General features: G+C 48.5%; 17 protein-coding genes. 10 read left to right on the plus strand and 7 right to left on the minus strand.

Annotated elements, in window-relative coordinates; all coding sequences use genetic code 11:
• A partial coding sequence (locus AAX04_RS04420; protein ID WP_156519693.1) for a zinc ribbon domain-containing protein occupies positions 1 to 623 on the plus strand: 623 nt, incomplete at its 5' end.
• On the opposite strand, the gene AAX04_RS04425 is transcribed toward AAX04_RS04420, so the two are convergent.
• Positions 620 to 1,483, minus strand: a complete 864-nt coding sequence (locus AAX04_RS04425; protein ID WP_066794593.1) for a PfkB family carbohydrate kinase — start codon at positions 1,481 to 1,483, stop codon at positions 620 to 622. The genes AAX04_RS04420 and AAX04_RS04425 overlap by 4 nt on opposite strands.
• Positions 1,484 to 1,563: 80 nt before the next feature.
• Between AAX04_RS04425 and AAX04_RS04430 the strand changes: the two genes are divergently transcribed.
• Both AAX04_RS04430 and surE read left to right on the plus strand, forming a co-directional pair.
• Positions 1,564 to 1,899: a transcription factor S gene (locus AAX04_RS04430; RefSeq protein WP_238377799.1), complete on the plus strand. Its 336-nt coding sequence runs from the start codon at positions 1,564 to 1,566 to the stop codon at positions 1,897 to 1,899.
• An 11-nt stretch (positions 1,900 to 1,910) separates the two neighbouring features.
• Positions 1,911 to 2,741 (plus strand): 5'/3'-nucleotidase SurE, encoded by an 831-nt coding sequence (surE, locus tag AAX04_RS04435; RefSeq protein ID WP_066794594.1) that lies wholly within the window; start codon positions 1,911 to 1,913, stop codon positions 2,739 to 2,741.
• Positions 2,742 to 2,786: 45 nt separating this feature from the next.
• Here surE and AAX04_RS04440 read toward each other — a convergent pair whose 3' ends face one another.
• The gene (locus AAX04_RS04440) at positions 2,787 to 3,215 is read right to left on the minus strand and encodes a hypothetical protein (RefSeq protein WP_066794596.1); all 429 of its coding nucleotides are present in this window, start codon (positions 3,213 to 3,215) and stop codon (positions 2,787 to 2,789) included.
• Positions 3,216 to 3,399: 184 nt separating this feature from the next.
• Between AAX04_RS04440 and AAX04_RS04445 the strand changes: the two genes are divergently transcribed.
• From AAX04_RS04445 to AAX04_RS04460, 4 genes are all read left to right on the plus strand, one after another.
• On the plus strand, positions 3,400 to 3,819 hold the full coding sequence (locus tag AAX04_RS04445; protein WP_066794599.1) for a hypothetical protein: 420 nt from the start codon (positions 3,400 to 3,402) through the stop codon (positions 3,817 to 3,819).
• An 84-nt stretch (positions 3,820 to 3,903) separates the two neighbouring features.
• Entirely contained in the window at positions 3,904 to 4,641 is a 738-nt protein-coding gene (locus AAX04_RS04450; protein WP_066794602.1) for a hypothetical protein, read from the plus strand.
• An 86-nt stretch (positions 4,642 to 4,727) separates the two neighbouring features.
• Positions 4,728 to 5,963 carry a hydroxymethylglutaryl-CoA reductase (NADPH) gene (gene hmgA, locus AAX04_RS04455; RefSeq protein WP_084761199.1) on the plus strand — a complete coding sequence of 412 codons (1,236 nt, stop codon included), beginning with the start codon at positions 4,728 to 4,730 and terminating at the stop codon, positions 5,961 to 5,963.
• A gap of 225 nt (positions 5,964 to 6,188) precedes the next feature.
• Complete coding sequence (locus AAX04_RS04460; RefSeq protein ID WP_202904422.1) at positions 6,189 to 6,647, plus strand: PadR family transcriptional regulator; 459 nt, start codon at positions 6,189 to 6,191, stop codon at positions 6,645 to 6,647.
• Between the two features lies 1 nt (position 6,648).
• On the opposite strand, the gene AAX04_RS04465 is transcribed toward AAX04_RS04460, so the two are convergent.
• Positions 6,649 to 6,969, minus strand: coding sequence for a hypothetical protein (locus tag AAX04_RS04465; protein ID WP_369818406.1), 321 nt, complete (start codon positions 6,967 to 6,969; stop codon positions 6,649 to 6,651).
• Positions 6,970 to 7,087: 118 nt separating this feature from the next.
• Here AAX04_RS04465 and AAX04_RS04470 point away from each other — a divergent pair, with 118 nt between their 5' ends.
• Both AAX04_RS04470 and bgaS read left to right on the plus strand, forming a co-directional pair.
• Positions 7,088 to 7,723 carry a class I SAM-dependent methyltransferase gene (locus AAX04_RS04470; protein ID WP_066794605.1) on the plus strand — a complete coding sequence of 212 codons (636 nt, stop codon included), beginning with the start codon at positions 7,088 to 7,090 and terminating at the stop codon, positions 7,721 to 7,723.
• 81 nt (positions 7,724 to 7,804) lie between these two features.
• Positions 7,805 to 9,274, plus strand: a complete 1,470-nt coding sequence (gene bgaS / locus AAX04_RS04475; RefSeq protein WP_066794608.1) for a beta-galactosidase BgaS — start codon at positions 7,805 to 7,807, stop codon at positions 9,272 to 9,274.
• Between the two features lie 163 nt (positions 9,275 to 9,437).
• Here the strand turns inward: bgaS and AAX04_RS04480 are convergent, their stop codons facing one another.
• Genes AAX04_RS04480 through AAX04_RS04490 form a run of 3 tightly spaced genes read right to left on the minus strand, consistent with a single transcriptional unit; the run spans position 9,438 to position 12,955 of the window.
• Complete coding sequence (locus AAX04_RS04480; RefSeq protein WP_156519694.1) at positions 9,438 to 10,154, minus strand: hypothetical protein; 717 nt, start codon at positions 10,152 to 10,154, stop codon at positions 9,438 to 9,440.
• A 4-nt stretch (positions 10,155 to 10,158) separates the two neighbouring features.
• The gene (locus AAX04_RS04485) at positions 10,159 to 10,671 is read right to left on the minus strand and encodes a hypothetical protein (protein ID WP_066794616.1); all 513 of its coding nucleotides are present in this window, start codon (positions 10,669 to 10,671) and stop codon (positions 10,159 to 10,161) included.
• A 49-nt stretch (positions 10,672 to 10,720) separates the two neighbouring features.
• Positions 10,721 to 12,955, minus strand: a complete 2,235-nt coding sequence (locus AAX04_RS04490) for a glycoside hydrolase family 31 protein (protein ID WP_066794618.1) — start codon at positions 12,953 to 12,955, stop codon at positions 10,721 to 10,723.
• Positions 12,956 to 13,032: 77 nt separating this feature from the next.
• On the opposite strand from AAX04_RS04490, the gene AAX04_RS04495 reads away from it, so the two are divergent.
• Positions 13,033 to 13,722 (plus strand): acyltransferase, encoded by a 690-nt coding sequence (locus AAX04_RS04495; protein WP_066794620.1) that lies wholly within the window; start codon positions 13,033 to 13,035, stop codon positions 13,720 to 13,722.
• Here the strand turns inward: AAX04_RS04495 and AAX04_RS04500 are convergent.
• Positions 13,719 to 14,255, minus strand: coding sequence for a hypothetical protein (locus tag AAX04_RS04500; protein ID WP_066794622.1), 537 nt, complete (start codon positions 14,253 to 14,255; stop codon positions 13,719 to 13,721). The genes AAX04_RS04495 and AAX04_RS04500 overlap by 4 nt on opposite strands.
• Positions 14,256 to 14,281: the final 26 nt, after the last annotated feature.

Raw genomic sequence — 14,281 nt, forward strand, 5'->3', positions numbered from 1 at the left:
ACTGGTGGAAGCGTGAAACCAAAACCTACCAATCAATTAGGGATTGGCTCAAAAACCATGGTTTTGAGTCATGGAGGAGGTACCATGCATTCCACCTTCATGCTGTTTACAAGCAACACGAGAGGCTTAGGCACTATTACCGCACTGCAATTAGGTTCCTGGCTAAGGCACTCCATGGAATGGGTGTTGATGAGGTATTCATTGGTTACCCTTACCTAGTGGGTCAGGGCAATGGTAACGAGTACAACACCAATGTTTGGTGGTTCAGCAAAATCATTAAATGGCTCAATGACGTACTGCAAGAGTACGGAATCAAACTGCATGTTGTTAATGAGTATGGGACTAGCAAACAATGCTCAATATGCAATGCAAACCATGAGAACGGTAGAGTGAAGAGAGGACTATACCTATGCCCAGTAACGGGCATAAAGATTAACGCAGACTTAAACGCAGCAAGAAACATTGCAAAAAGAATCGGTTACAACACTCCAATACCAAGGAAGATACTGAGCTACATAATCACTACTAATGGCATGAAATCATTAACCCCCATGGAGGGGGCAACAACCAAGACCCCCAAGATTAAACCCCGCCCCAAAAGGGCGAGGAGGGGGTCATGTTAAATAACACTGTACCGTATTAGCCTACCCAGTTCACTGGTTACATAGTCAAGTAGCCATGGATCTACCCTACCGAAGGGCCCATTAACGGTTACCCTAACTGTCGATAAGGCCACTGCCCTTATGAAGGCGTCAACTGGGTTTAACCCCATTTTTAGGTAACCGGCTAATGAACATACTAGGACGTCACCGGCCCCTGTTGGGTCAACAGTATCTACCCTAACAGTGCCATCGAACCAGTAGACCCTACCCCCGGTGTACATTTTAGCCAGTTTACCACCCATTGAAACCACCAATACCTTATCCCCTGGGTTAACTGGACTTTGGTTAACCTCCTCGGCACTAACCTTAACTACGTCGGCGTACCTCAACGCCAATTCAACGATCCCCCTATCCCCACTGTTAAGCACCAGCCCATCCTCCATGAACCTCCTTGTGAAGCCCTGCAGGTCAATAGCCATCAACTTCACCTCACCTCTAATGCTCTCAACCAACCCCCATGAGACCTCGCCAGCAACTGGATTGATAACCACGGCGTCTTCGTCAATCACTAAGTCTTCGCTCCTAATATCCCTGCACCTGTTAATTAGCCATAGGGTTCTACCCATGTCTCCACTATACCTTATCCTAAACCTGGTGGTTTTACAGGAATCATCAACCTTAACTCTTCTTAAGTCTACGCCGAATTCCTCGTACAGCCTAAACGCTGGTTTAAAATCGGCGCCGACTACTGATATGGGCTTAACCATGAAGCCCACTTGCCTAAGGTAGGTGGAGCAGAATGTGGGCGGGCCACCTGGGCTTATTCTACTAACCCCTGGAAACTCCAACTCATCAATGGTCATGTGCCCTATGACTAACACTGGACCATTAACCGGGTGGATTTATTAAGCATTATTGGGAAAGGTTTATTAAAAAGTGCCTACTCAGGTGTTAATTTACCATGGCTATAAAGTTCTGCCCAAGGTGTGGATCTATAATGAAGCCGTATAAAAGTGGTAACGGCGTAGTGTGGAAATGCCCTAAATGCGGCTATGTGGAGAATGCGTCAACGGCAGTGCCCCTTGTCGAGAAGTCGGTCATTGAACATAAGCCTGACGAGAAACCCGTGGTCATCACTAAGGCCGCTGAGAACCTACCTAAGGTTAAGGTTACATGCCCAAGGTGTGGGAACGATGAGGCCTACTTCTGGGTTCAACAAACTAGAGCCGCAGATGAACCGCCAACTAGGTTTTATAGGTGCACTAGGTGCGGTTACACCTGGCGTGAGTACGAGTAGGGTGGGTCAGATTGAGGATACTTGTGACCAATGACGATGGCTTATCGTCGCCGGGCATAGTGACCTTAGCTAATTCACTGGCTGGGGACCACGAGGTCCATGTAATAGCCCCTGAATCTCAACTAAGCAGCATAGGGGCGGCTAGGACGTATAATAGGCCTATAAGGGTTTGGAGGTGGAGCAATGGTTTATACGGCGACTCAGTGGACGTGTACGCAACTGATGGAACACCCTCAGACGCTGTCTTCATAGGCATCAACATGTTTAAACCAGACATTGTAGTAAGCGGCGTTAACCTAGGTGAAAACGTTGGACTTGAATCACTCTTCATAAGTGGTACCATTGGGGCTGTGGTGCAGGCATCGCTAATGGGTGTACCGGGACTGGCAGTATCAATAGAGGTCCCACCCAGTGGTAAGTTCACTATACCGCAGATTAAAGGGGACTACTTTAGGGACGCAGTCAGCGTCGTTGATGGTATTGTGGGTTACGTTGAGGCTAAGGGCTGGTTTAACGGCATCGACGCATTATCAATAAACGTACCGTCACCAGGGAGGTGGAATGGGGGTTATAAGGTGGTTATGCGCCTAGCCAGGGTTCTATTTAAGGAGACTCTAATTGAATCCAAGGATCCGAGGGGTGGTAACGTGTATTGGAGGTGGGGTGAGGAGTTGGTGCAGCTGGACCCTGATAGTGACGCCTACGCCTTTTATAAGGAGGGTAAGCTTGTGGTTACGCCAATAATACTTAATGGCCTTGCCCCCAGCGGCATCGGTGGTATTAATGACATTGAGAACGCCCTGAGCATGACCCTAAACTCAACCAACCGGTGGACCCGGTAACACGACCAGTGTTAACGGTAGCCACCCATCCATAGCTACCTACGCTCACTGCGCCTGCTTCTGCTCATCCCTCACTAAGGCTAGGAATGTTATACCATTGAAGTCCAACTCCCTGACAATGCCCCTATTAACCAATTCCAAGTAGGCTTGAATCCACCTGTCGCCAATAACCCTCCTTAGTAATTCCTCGAAGGCCGGCTTAGGCATTGGCTCCTTTAACTCGTTTTTAATTAACTCAACGAGCTCTGTTACATTAATTCCATTATTACCACTATTGCTTGGCCCAACCCTGACATAAACCTCCCCTGAAGCCAGGTCAACGTAGGATTCAACTAATCCACGCCTACTTAACTCAAGCAGGTCCTTCAGAGTCATGTTAACGGGTATCCTCTTCCTAACACTCCTTAAGCTAATCCACCTACCACCGCTCATCACCCTTAAAGCCTCTATGATACCGGTTAGCCTATCCTCCATTACGGGCGCGCTTGCTTAGGTTTTATTTAACTTAATCAGACAAACCCAAGGTAATATTGGATTGGTATTGTAACCTAGGTTCAGGATCCCATTACACCACGCAGTTAACATTAGTCACTACGTTAAGGGGATTTGCCATGCACATTAAAAACATTTTTAATTTCCCCCAGCGTACGGAGTCCTAATGCCCGAGGAGGTTACGGTTGAGGAGTTGGTTAATAGGGTTGCTGAGGGCTCAAACATAGAGGTTGTGGATTATAAGGGTGACTTGGTTGTCGTGGATTCGGTGAAGGGCATCGTTAAAGGCGACGTTGGTGACTTAAGTGAACTTAAGAAGAGGAGGCCAAGAGGGGGGCCCACTAGGAAACAGCTTGAGCTAGCTATGGTCGTGGTTAAACTATTGGTGGGTTCAAGGGTCAGGTTTAAGATAATCTTCGGGCCCAGGGAGATGACCATTAGGTTCAGCGAGGACAAGTACGTCAGGGTCACTGAGAATGACTCAAGGGTTGTCGGGTTCAATTCGGCTAATGAGGAACCGTTGAGTATTATTCACGGTGAACTGAGTAGGTATGGTAAGGTGCTCTTCCTGAAGCCTTTGAAGTAACCATTTAGGCCGACACCTCGGCATCTAATTATCTTTGTTGAAAATAATTAATTGGTATTAATACCTCCAGTACCCAACTTCACCATGCTACCTAGGTTCATATTAACCTATAGGCACCACTGCGCCATAGTTAAGTCAAGGAGCGGTGACCTTGCCTTATCCATCGATAAGGGTGGTAGGTTAGTTGTAAGTTTAAGTAGGCCATGCGTGGGCGACTACATTAGGCTTCAGCCATACTCCGGAACTAATCCGAGCAACGAGTTCATTAAGCCATTCATAGTTGACGGTTACGAGTACGTACCTATCCACGTGATTTACAGGAACACGGTAACCCTAAACCAATTAACCATAGTTAACGGTAAGGTTAGTCTACAGGTTGAGGACGCTGATGAAACAGTGCTAAGGGGCCTTGTGGTTAATGGCAGCGATTACGTTAGGTACATCGTGGAGACCTTGATTAACAAGTACCTTGAGTCGCCAATACCAGTACTGGCCATGTCGGCTAAGTTAACCAGTAACCCAGATAAGGTTGAGGATTACGTCAAGTCTATGACGGATAATGATTACCACGTCGCCGGGGTGAGGATATACCATAAACCCGGGTTAATGGTGAGCATAAGGAGGGTTTCACCATATAGGATTGACACAGCCCTAATGTGCAGCATAGACCTAAGCGATGAATTTAAGGGATTAGTTAAGACTCTGCTATTGACGTCAACGATAATCCACGACGTTAGGCTAGGTAGGGTGGGTGAGTTACCCATGGGTATGGACGTCTTCTACCCAATAATTAGGGGTAATGTGGATAGCATCGCACGGTGAATGGCGTCAACCTACCCAGATTAGGCATATTAACTTCCTGGTGTTGGTTAGGTAACTTTTTAAGCGAATAGGCGCCGCATCTATCAATGTCCCTTGATGATGTGGTTAGGATGATTGAGGAGGGTAAGGTTAAGATGCATGAGGTTGATGAACTGCTCAAGGATTCTAACCTTGCCACTAGGGCTAGGAGAATGTACCTGGAGAGGAGGCTTGGGGTTGAGCTTAAGGCCATTGGGTCAACCATAATAGACTTCAATCAGGTCTACAGGAGGAACACGGAGAACACCATAGGCGCTGCCCAGATACCCATTGGGGTTGCTGGGCCCCTACTGGTTAGGGGTCTCTACGCGAATGGATCATACTACATACCCCTAGCCACCACTGAAGGCGCCCTGGTGGCTTCTGTTAATAGGGGGGCTAAGGTCGTGACTGAGAATGGTGGGGCCAGGAGCATCGTTATTAAGGATGGCATGGCTAGGGCGCCATTGTTTAAATTACCCAGCGCTGTTGATTCAGTTAAGTTCATTGACTGGGTTAGGCTTAACCTTAGTAGGATTAAGGAGGTTGCGGAGTCTGGGAGTAGGCATCTTAGGCTTAACGAGGTTCAACCCTTCATGATGGGGAATAACGTGTGGCTAAGGCTCGTGTTCAATACTGGTGACGCAATGGGCATGAACATGGTCACCATAGCCTCGGAGAGGGTTGCCAAGTGGATTGAGGATAATTACCAGGGGGTTAGGTTGATCAGCGTCAGTGGTAACATGTGCGTCGATAAGAAGCCCAACGCCGTCAACTTCCTGATGGGTAGGGGTAAGACTGTTGTTAGCGAGGCAGTTATCTCAAGGAGGTACTTAATGGAGCGCTTTGGCATAACCCCCGAGGACGTGGTTAACGTTAATGTTAGGAAGAACCTACTGGGCTCGGCGTACGCCCACTCCTACGGCTTTAACGCCCACTTCGCCAACATAATAACGGCAATATTCATAGCCACCGGGCAGGACGTGGCTCAGGTGGTTGAGTCAAGCATGGGAACCACCTGGGCTGAGGTCAACGATGATGGTGACCTTTACGTATCAGTAACGTTACCAAGCCTAGAGGTAGGTACAGTTGGCGGTGGCACTGGGTTACCAACCCAGAGGGAAGCCCTTCAAATGCTGGGCGTCCAGGGTGGTGGTGATCCACCTGGCTCAAATGCCGTCAAATTCGCCGAGATAGTGGCTGCAGCAGTCTTAGCAGGTGAGTTAAACCTGCTCATAGCGCAGCACAGGAGGGAGCTGGGTAGGGCTCATGAGATGCTGGGTAGGGCTGGCAAACAAACCTGACAACGGTCAAGTCTCGTCATTTATGGCGGGAAGAGAGCCATCAACGGCTCCACCCTAGGGTCTTGTTTATCATCCCCCTTGAGGTTTAATGGGCTTGAGCTCAGTGGTGAAGCATACCCATTAAAGCGTGGACTGCGGCTAATTAATTGCCCCAGTTAATTCACATAAATAATACTTTAGATTATTTGTAGTAAAGTTTAATTCTACGCCCTAGTAGCCGGGTTAATGGATTGGAGGAGAGGCCCTGTACCGCACGAATTCATGGGTTGGTTCTGGAGGAGGAGAGGGATACTAAGGGATATTGTACTTTACATACTCGCCTTCAAGGGTGAGTTAACTGGCGCCCAGATAATCGATGAGATTGAGAGATGGAGCTTCGGCTTCTGGAGGCCGTCACCCGGCTCAATATACCCACTGCTCGATGACCTGGAGAGGGAGGGGCTGATTAAGATATCCAGGATCGATGGAGTTAAGAAGTACTACTCCCTAACGGAGGAGGGCAAGAAGGCTGTAGGCGTAATTGGGGGTGTCAATCCACCTCCGCCATATTTATCACCATTCAGTGTAGATGAATTTGTTTCCATGGCCAGGTACATAATTGATAATTGGGATAGGTTACCCAGGGAGGATAGGGAAAAAATAAGGCAGGTTTTAAATGACTTAAGTAAGGCTGTTGAACACTAGCTCACCACCAAGCCCAATGGTGCCTACCCCACCTTGGCCCAGCTCCCCAAGGTCCCCATGCCCTTCCCCAACCCCATGGACCCCATGGCCATGGGGCCGTGGTTATGTTTTTACCTAACTCGGTTAGCTCGAGGTACTCTTCCCCACCCTCAGTTACTCTCCTGACGAGACCCGTGACCAGTAGGTCGCTTATCGCTAGGTCTAGTGCTGAGCCGTATAGTGGCACCACCTGCCTTAGTTCGCTTATCCTCTTTCTACCTTTACTCAGCTCCTGTAGTATGGCCCACTCGCCGATAGCCAGTATGCGACCCATCATTTTCACTTACCGATAACGGTACTGATATCGGATTTATAAAGCTTTCTCCTAAAGATTAAACACGAACCAGGATTCAACGGCTAAACGCGTAATGATTATTAAGGTTAAGTCGAAATTCATTCCCATGTACACCATTGACGTATTCAACAGTAGGGCCGTGGAGTATGATTCCTGGTATAGTAAGCATCCATCTGTGGCTAAGGCTGAGGGTGATGCCGTTAAGCTACTTAACCTAGGTGGCATCGGTGTTGATGTTGGCGCTGGTAGTGGTTTCTTCACAAGGCTCACCGGGGCCATTGCTCTAGAGCCCTCAATGCAGATGATTAAGTTAGCTAAGGATAGGACTTGGGCCGTGGTTTCAGGGGTTGGTGAGCTGATGCCCCTCAGGGACTCATCCATGGATTACGTAACCATCATAGTGACCCTCTGCTTCGCAATGAACCCAGAAAACATGCTGAGGGAGAGCGTGAGGATTCTTAAGAATGGTGGTAGGTTGATTACCTGCATAGTGCCCTTAAATAGTCCATTTGGTAAAAGGTACAGTGAACTTGGGTCAATGGGGCACCCCTACTACTCAATGGCCAGGTTCTTCACTGTTAAGCAAGTTGTAGGCATACTAAGTGGCCTTGGGTTAAAGGTCACGTCATACGTGGCCACCTTGGGTAAGGGTGTTGGGGATTATTACGAGGAGCCGAGGATGGTTAATGGGGATGAGGCGGAGGGGTATGGGTTCGTGTGCATTAATGCCGTTAAACCGTAGCTAAGCATTGTTAATGAGGACCTTTATGTTTAGAACCAACCACAGGTAAAACTTAATAATACTTTACGCGGTACTGGCCTAATGAGCATAATCTTCCCTAAGTCCTTTAGGTTTGGCTGGTCCCAGGCCGGTTTCCAATCTGAAATGGGTACTCCAGGTAGTGAGGACCCTAACAGTGACTGGTACGTCTGGGTTCATGACCCTGAGAACATCGCATCCGGCCTAGTTAGTGGTGACCTGCCTGAGCATGGGCCAGGCTACTGGGGTCTGTATAGGATGTTTCACGATAATGCAACTAAAATGGGCCTTGACATAGCTAGGATTGGCGTTGAGTGGTCCAGGATATTCCCAAAGCCAATGCCCGAACCACCACAGGGTAACGTGGAGGTTAAAGGCGACTCCGTGCTGATGGTTCACGTTGACGAAAGGGACCTTAAGGCCCTCGACTCAGCCGCCAACCAAGACGCAGTTAAGCATTATAGGGAGATCTTCAGCGACCTTAAGGCAAGGGGGATATACTTCATACTCAACTTCTACCATTGGCCACTACCACTGTGGGTCCATGACCCAATTAGGGTTAGGAGGGGTGACTTAAGTGGACCCACTGGTTGGCTTGATGTTAAGACTGTGGTTAACTTCGCCAGGTTCGCGGCCTACGTGGCCTGGAAGTTCGATGACTTGGTCGACGAGTACTCAACAATGAATGAGCCTAATGTTGTGCACAGCAACGGCTTCATGTGGGTTAAGTCAGGCTTCCCACCAAGTTACCTGAACCTTGAACTCTCCAGGAGGGCTATGGTTAACTTAATTCAAGCCCATGCGAGGGCTTATGACGCGGTTAAGGAGGTAACTAAGAAGCCCATAGGTATAATATACGCCAACTCCTCATTCACGCCACTGACGGATAAGGACTCTAGGGCTGTGGATTTAGCTGAGAGGGACTCCAGGTGGGTCTTCTTTGATGCCATAGTTAGGGGTGAGTTGATGGGTGCGGTTAGGGATGACTTGAAGGGTAGGTTGGACTGGATTGGGGTTAACTACTACTCAAGGACTGTGGTTAAGCTCATCGGCGAGAACACGTACATTGGTATACCTGGCTATGGCTATTCGTGTGAACGCAACTCAGTGAGCCCAGATGGTAGGCCGTGTAGTGACTTCGGGTGGGAGTTTTACCCTGAGGGCCTTTACGATGTCATAGTGAAGTATTGGAACCGCTACCACCTACCCATATACGTCACCGAGAACGGTATAGCTGACGCCGCAGATTACCAGAGGCCATACTACCTGGTTAGTCATATTTACCAGGTGTATAGGGCTATCCAGGATGGAGCTAATGTTAAAGGTTACCTGCATTGGTCACTGGCGGATAACTACGAGTGGGCATCAGGCTTCAGCATGAGGTTTGGGCTGCTTCACGTTGACTATACCACTAAGAAGCAGTACTGGAGGCCATCGGCATACGTCTATAGGGAGATAGCTAGGTCTAAGTCCATACCGGAGGAACTGATGCACTTAAACTCAATACCACCAGTAAGACCCCTTAGAAAGTGAAGCCGTATCTTTATTAAAAGAGCTATTTTAAACGGCTACTTAACTATTAACATCATAAGCCAGGTGATACTGCTGGTGTACCACTCAGGAATTCTAATGTATACGAGGCTCATTCACCTCAACCTTAAAGGTATGAGACTTGTTGAGACTATATAACTTAACCTTAACCTAGGTGCATCTCCCTGGTCTTGAAGTGCAGGAAGCTGTCCCTTGCCATGTCGAATCCATCTAGGAAGTTTGATAGTTGGTATGATGCTACTATGGGCACGTTGTCTATTACCTGCATCTGAGGTGCCTTGAGCGTAACCACCAGTGGGTATACGTATACCTCATGATCCACCTTAAGTTTAACCTTCCTCATGAACCTAGCCCAATCGTTCGCCAACATCTCCACTTTACCCACATGCTTCTCGACGATTCTCCTTAATTCGCCGACGCTTATGCTGAGCCAATGCTTGGCCTCAATGACCATGAACACGTCACCTCTATACCCAATAACATCGAACTCACCCCTCACGCCACCTACAGTTAACCTAACACCCCTTAGGGTTTGGTAACCAGCCTGGTTCAGGGTGAATGATATGAACTCCTCGAATTCACTCCAAGATAAGTCATCCACATGCCTAACCACTAATTCACCACCAGCCACGGCCAGAAGCCGAAGCCTAGGTACAGTAACCCTAAGGTACCTGTCATTAACTCTGGTGGCTAGGCCGTTCTCAATCAACCAGTTAACGGCATCACCATAGTAATCACCCGTCAGTACCCTTAGTGAATTTAACGAAAACACCCTGTTAAACTCCGAGGTTAGCATGAAAATAGCCTCCGTAATCCTTAACGCATCCTCCCTCCCAATGACCATACCTGGGTCCTTGCGCATTGATTTATTGTCTACCTTTATTGAGTAGTGTTGAGTCCCTCATAGCCCTAATCTCCCTCTCTATGTCGCTTAACCTACTGCTTAACGTTAACGATAACTCGGTTATGGTTATTGACAGTTCCTCAAGCCTACTCTGGTAATTGGCTAGTAGGTTCCTTAGGTTGTTGACTACGTCGAATATCATAGCCCTTGCATCACTTAACTCACCCATCGTCTTGTTTAGCTGGGTGAGCATATCGTTGAGCTGATCCCTAACCTTACTGAGCTGATCCCTGTAGTTTAGCATCGTGGTCTCTATGTAGGCTATCTCCCTAAGCACACTACCCATGTCCACCTGCCTACCGCTGGTTAAGGCATTGGCCACAGCATCAACCCTTTGGGCCAATTCACCATACCTCTTATCCAGCTCCTTAACAGTGTTGGCTAGAGTGTTTATGGTTTCCTTAAGCTCATTAATCTCCCCATCAATCCTGTTAATCATGTCGTAGAGGTACTCCGGCGTATACTCAGTTGCCACATTTTTAAGCCGTTAGCCTTGGGTTATAAATTTTATTTATATTTGAGTATTATTTAACCGTAACCTCAACTGAATGCCCACTGTACCTAATAGTGTAGTCAGGCTTTGATTCATAGACTCCGACTCCATGCCCCTCCGACACAACCACCACATTGAACTGCAGCTCATTAATGCTCCTGCAGTAACTGCCTGATGCATCACCTATTATTAGCCTGCCCCCTGAGTCAATCCACCTCAGTGGTATTGTGCAGTACTCACCCTTCTCGTAGTCGTACGTTTCACCATCATCGAAGTACAGCGTGAACTCCGAGTCGCCGCCACCGTAAACTCTCAACTCAATTGGATTCTCAACACCACCAGTATTCATTTTGATGGGGCCCAGTGGCAGTATTGAGCCACCTTTAACGTGAAGTGGTATCTTATCTAACGGCGCATCTGAGTCAATATACGAGCCGCCGGTGTACCTTTTACCAGTCCAGAAGTCGAACCAAGTGTGGCCCCTTGGTAGGTAGACCCTACGCCTCCTTGTTGGTAGGGTAACTGGGCTTACCATTATGAATGGGCCGAACATGTATTGGTCACCTATGTTGAGAACCTCGTCATCACTGCTGAAGTCCATTACGAGGGGCCTCATCATTGTGTAATCCCTCTCCGTAACCATCCAAGCCACTGAGTATATGTATGGTATTAGCCTATACCTAAACTCGATGTACATCCTGAGTATGCTGTATATGGGTTCCGGGAACATCCAGGGCTCCTTAGCGTACCAGGTCCCATGAACCCTCATCACTGGGCAGAAGGTACTCCACTGGAACCACCTGGTGAAGACTTCACCATAGGCGGGTGTTGATGGGTCACCACTGAAGAAGCCACCTGTGTCAGTGGTCCAGTAGGGTATCCCGGATACGCTGAAGTTTAAGCCGGCGGGTATTTGGCTGGCTAAAACACCCCAATCATGGTGAATGTCACCGGACCATGTTATTGCCGAGTGCCTCTGCTGGCCTAGGAATGCTGACCTGGTTAGTATCACGACACGCCTATTAACAGTGGCCCTCTGCCCCTCGTAAACGGCCTTAGTGTGCATGAGTGGGTAAGCATTCATTAACCTGGAGCCCCTACCCATGGCTGTGGTTGAGTCATGCAACCCTGTGTAAAATGTCCAAGTGCCTGTATCTGAGGCTGGGTCCCTGGGTTTATCCAACTCTGGCTCTGAGGCGTCGAGCCACCACCCATCAACCCCAATCTCACCGAAGGTGCTCCAAATCCTGCCCCAATAGGCCCTCCTAGCCTCCTCGTTGAATGGGTCGTAGTTTAGTGAACCAGGTATTAGGTAGCCCTTGCTCTTGAACTCCTGGTAAACCTGCGTTTTCTGACCTACCTTTGGCCATATTGATATGACTAGTCTGATTCCCATGTCGTGGAGCTCCTTAACCATTGACGCTGGGTCTGGGTAATTACCCTCATCGAACTTGAACGCGTTCCAGCCATACTTACCCCAGTACATCCAATCCTGGACAATGACGTCGATCGGTATTCCCCTCCTCCTAAACTCCCCAGCAACCTCAAGGAGCTCCCTCTGAGTCCTATACCTCTCCCTAGACTGCCAGTAGCCGAATGCCCACTTGGGCAGTAGTGGAGCCTTACCGGTTAGTTTCCTGTACCCTGAGATCACGTCATCTATGCCTCCCCCGGTTATGACGTAGTAGTCCACTGCATCAACGTCCTCCGACCAAAACTCAACCCTAGACTCCTCAGAACTTAACTCACCTATCCTGACCCTTGATAAGCTGTAATGGTCCCACATGACTCCGTAGCCCACATTTGAGATGAGTATTGGTAGCGCGGTCTCGGTGGGATTTCTCTGAAGCAAGTAAACTTCACTATTCCTATAGTTAAACAAGCCCTGGTGCTGGCCAAGGCCGTAGAGGCCTTTACCCCTCATAACCATAACCTGCCTACTCCACAGGCCGCCTAGGCCATTATCCCCAACCTCCCTTGAAACCTCCCTAGCAAACACATCACCACTGCTTATGAAGGTCAGTGAGTAATCTGGGTTAACCTCAACAGTCAACTCACCGCCACTCAACCTCAGTACCTCACTACTCTGCTCAACAGTAGGCTCAATGACGGATTCGTGAATCACCGCCAGTGATTTTCGCCCAGTTAGGTTGAGCGGGGCGTAGAGGACCCTAACTATCCTTGGGCTTAGGAACCTTAACTCAAGCCTGAAGTCACCAACCCTAAGAGAGACGCCACCATTGATCCTACTGTAAGCTAAACCCATGCCATAGCATAATATTTTAGTTTTTAAGCATTGCATTGAGACATCATACTTATAAGCATTGGGCTGTTGGCCCAATAATGGGGTTCATATCGAGTAGGGCTAGGTTAAACGGCGCCGTGGTTGGGGACTCAGTGATACTGGGCCCCTCCGTGGTGGGTGAGGGAAGCTTCATAGATGATGACGTGACTATTGGTTACCCTGTTAGAAGTAAGATAAGGTCTGTTAGGAGCATGGGCGAATTAGACTTGGTGAGCGAGGGAGCTAGGATTGGGGGTGGTTGCATCATAAGGAGAGGTACCGTTATCTATGAGAACGTTGAGTTGGGTAATAACGTTGAGACTGGGCACAACGTATTGATAAGGGAGAGAACCGTGATTGGCGATGGGACTAGGATAGGTACGGCTACTGTCATAGATGGTGATGTTAAGATTGGTAGAAATGTGAGTATCCAAAGCATGGTCTACATACCGATAGGTACCGTGATAGAGGACGAGGTCTTCATAGGACCAAACGCCGTGATAACCAACGATAAGTACCCACCCAGCAGGAGGCTGCAGGGAGTTACCATAAGGAGGGGGGCCGTAATTGGGGCTAATGCAACGTTGATAGCAGGCGTGGAGGTTGGTGAGGGGGCTGTGGTGGCGGCTGGCTCAGTGGTTACTAGGGATGTTGAACCCCGCACGGTGGTTGCCGGTGTCCCAGCTAAGCCTATTTACAGCCTGGATGAGTACCTTAAGAAGAAGAGGGCTTACGAGTTAAGTGCCTAGGGGTTGGCTGTTAGGCTGATTAGTGAGTTTATGAGTCTACCATGGAATTCCTCATCATCAATGATACTCATTATTATCAACTTCATAGTCTCCACCCTAGCCTTATCGCCACTGCTAAGCGACCTTGAGGCCAGGTTTTCGTAGACCTCCAGCATGCTCCTGTACATGTTTAATGCCATTGACTCGTACTCTTCAAGCTCGGTTAGCATAAGCAGCAGGTTCACTGGTGGGTTCCCGCTGATTGACTTGGCTATTTCCCTAACCCTGCTTAACCTGTCCCTCAATTCGCCACCGTTGGCTATCACCCTTTCGGTGTCCTGGGAACCCTTAAGGTCGTTGATCAACTGGTTCTCAATACCCCTTAACGCATCTCTATGCTTAGCTGAGTCCCTACTTATCAATTGAAAGCTAATCTTACTTAAGCCAGTAACCCTCATGCTTAATTCACCGTAAAGCCTAGCTAACTCGTCCTCAATTTCCTCCAGGTCCCTTATAATGTTGGTTAAGGCAGTGGTTAAGTTATCGGTAACCACGTGTTAGTTTTTAAGGCTCATTTTTA

Origin of the sequence: Caldivirga sp. MU80 (genome assembly GCF_001663375.1) — an archaeon.
Lineage (GTDB): Archaea > Thermoproteota > Thermoprotei > Thermoproteales > Thermocladiaceae > Caldivirga.

Coding starts and splice junctions, on each gene's coding strand:
- AAX04_RS04470 (WP_066794605.1), top strand. CDS start 7,088: ATGTACACCATTGACGTATTCAACAGTAGGGCCGTGGAGTATGATTCC.
- AAX04_RS04430 (WP_238377799.1), top strand. CDS start 1,564: ATGGCTATAAAGTTCTGCCCAAGGTGTGGATCTATAATGAAGCCGTAT.
- hmgA (WP_084761199.1), top strand. CDS start 4,728: ATGTCCCTTGATGATGTGGTTAGGATGATTGAGGAGGGTAAGGTTAAG.
- AAX04_RS04490 (WP_066794618.1), bottom strand. CDS start 12,955: ATGGGTTTAGCTTACAGTAGGATCAATGGTGGCGTCTCTCTTAGGGTT.
- bgaS (WP_066794608.1), top strand. CDS start 7,805: ATGAGCATAATCTTCCCTAAGTCCTTTAGGTTTGGCTGGTCCCAGGCC.
- AAX04_RS04460 (WP_202904422.1), top strand. CDS start 6,189: ATGGATTGGAGGAGAGGCCCTGTACCGCACGAATTCATGGGTTGGTTC.
- AAX04_RS04480 (WP_156519694.1), bottom strand. CDS start 10,154: ATGCGCAAGGACCCAGGTATGGTCATTGGGAGGGAGGATGCGTTAAGG.
- AAX04_RS04495 (WP_066794620.1), top strand. CDS start 13,033: ATGGGGTTCATATCGAGTAGGGCTAGGTTAAACGGCGCCGTGGTTGGG.
- AAX04_RS04450 (WP_066794602.1), top strand. CDS start 3,904: ATGCTACCTAGGTTCATATTAACCTATAGGCACCACTGCGCCATAGTT.
- AAX04_RS04440 (WP_066794596.1), bottom strand. CDS start 3,215: ATGGAGGATAGGCTAACCGGTATCATAGAGGCTTTAAGGGTGATGAGC.
- AAX04_RS04445 (WP_066794599.1), top strand. CDS start 3,400: ATGCCCGAGGAGGTTACGGTTGAGGAGTTGGTTAATAGGGTTGCTGAG.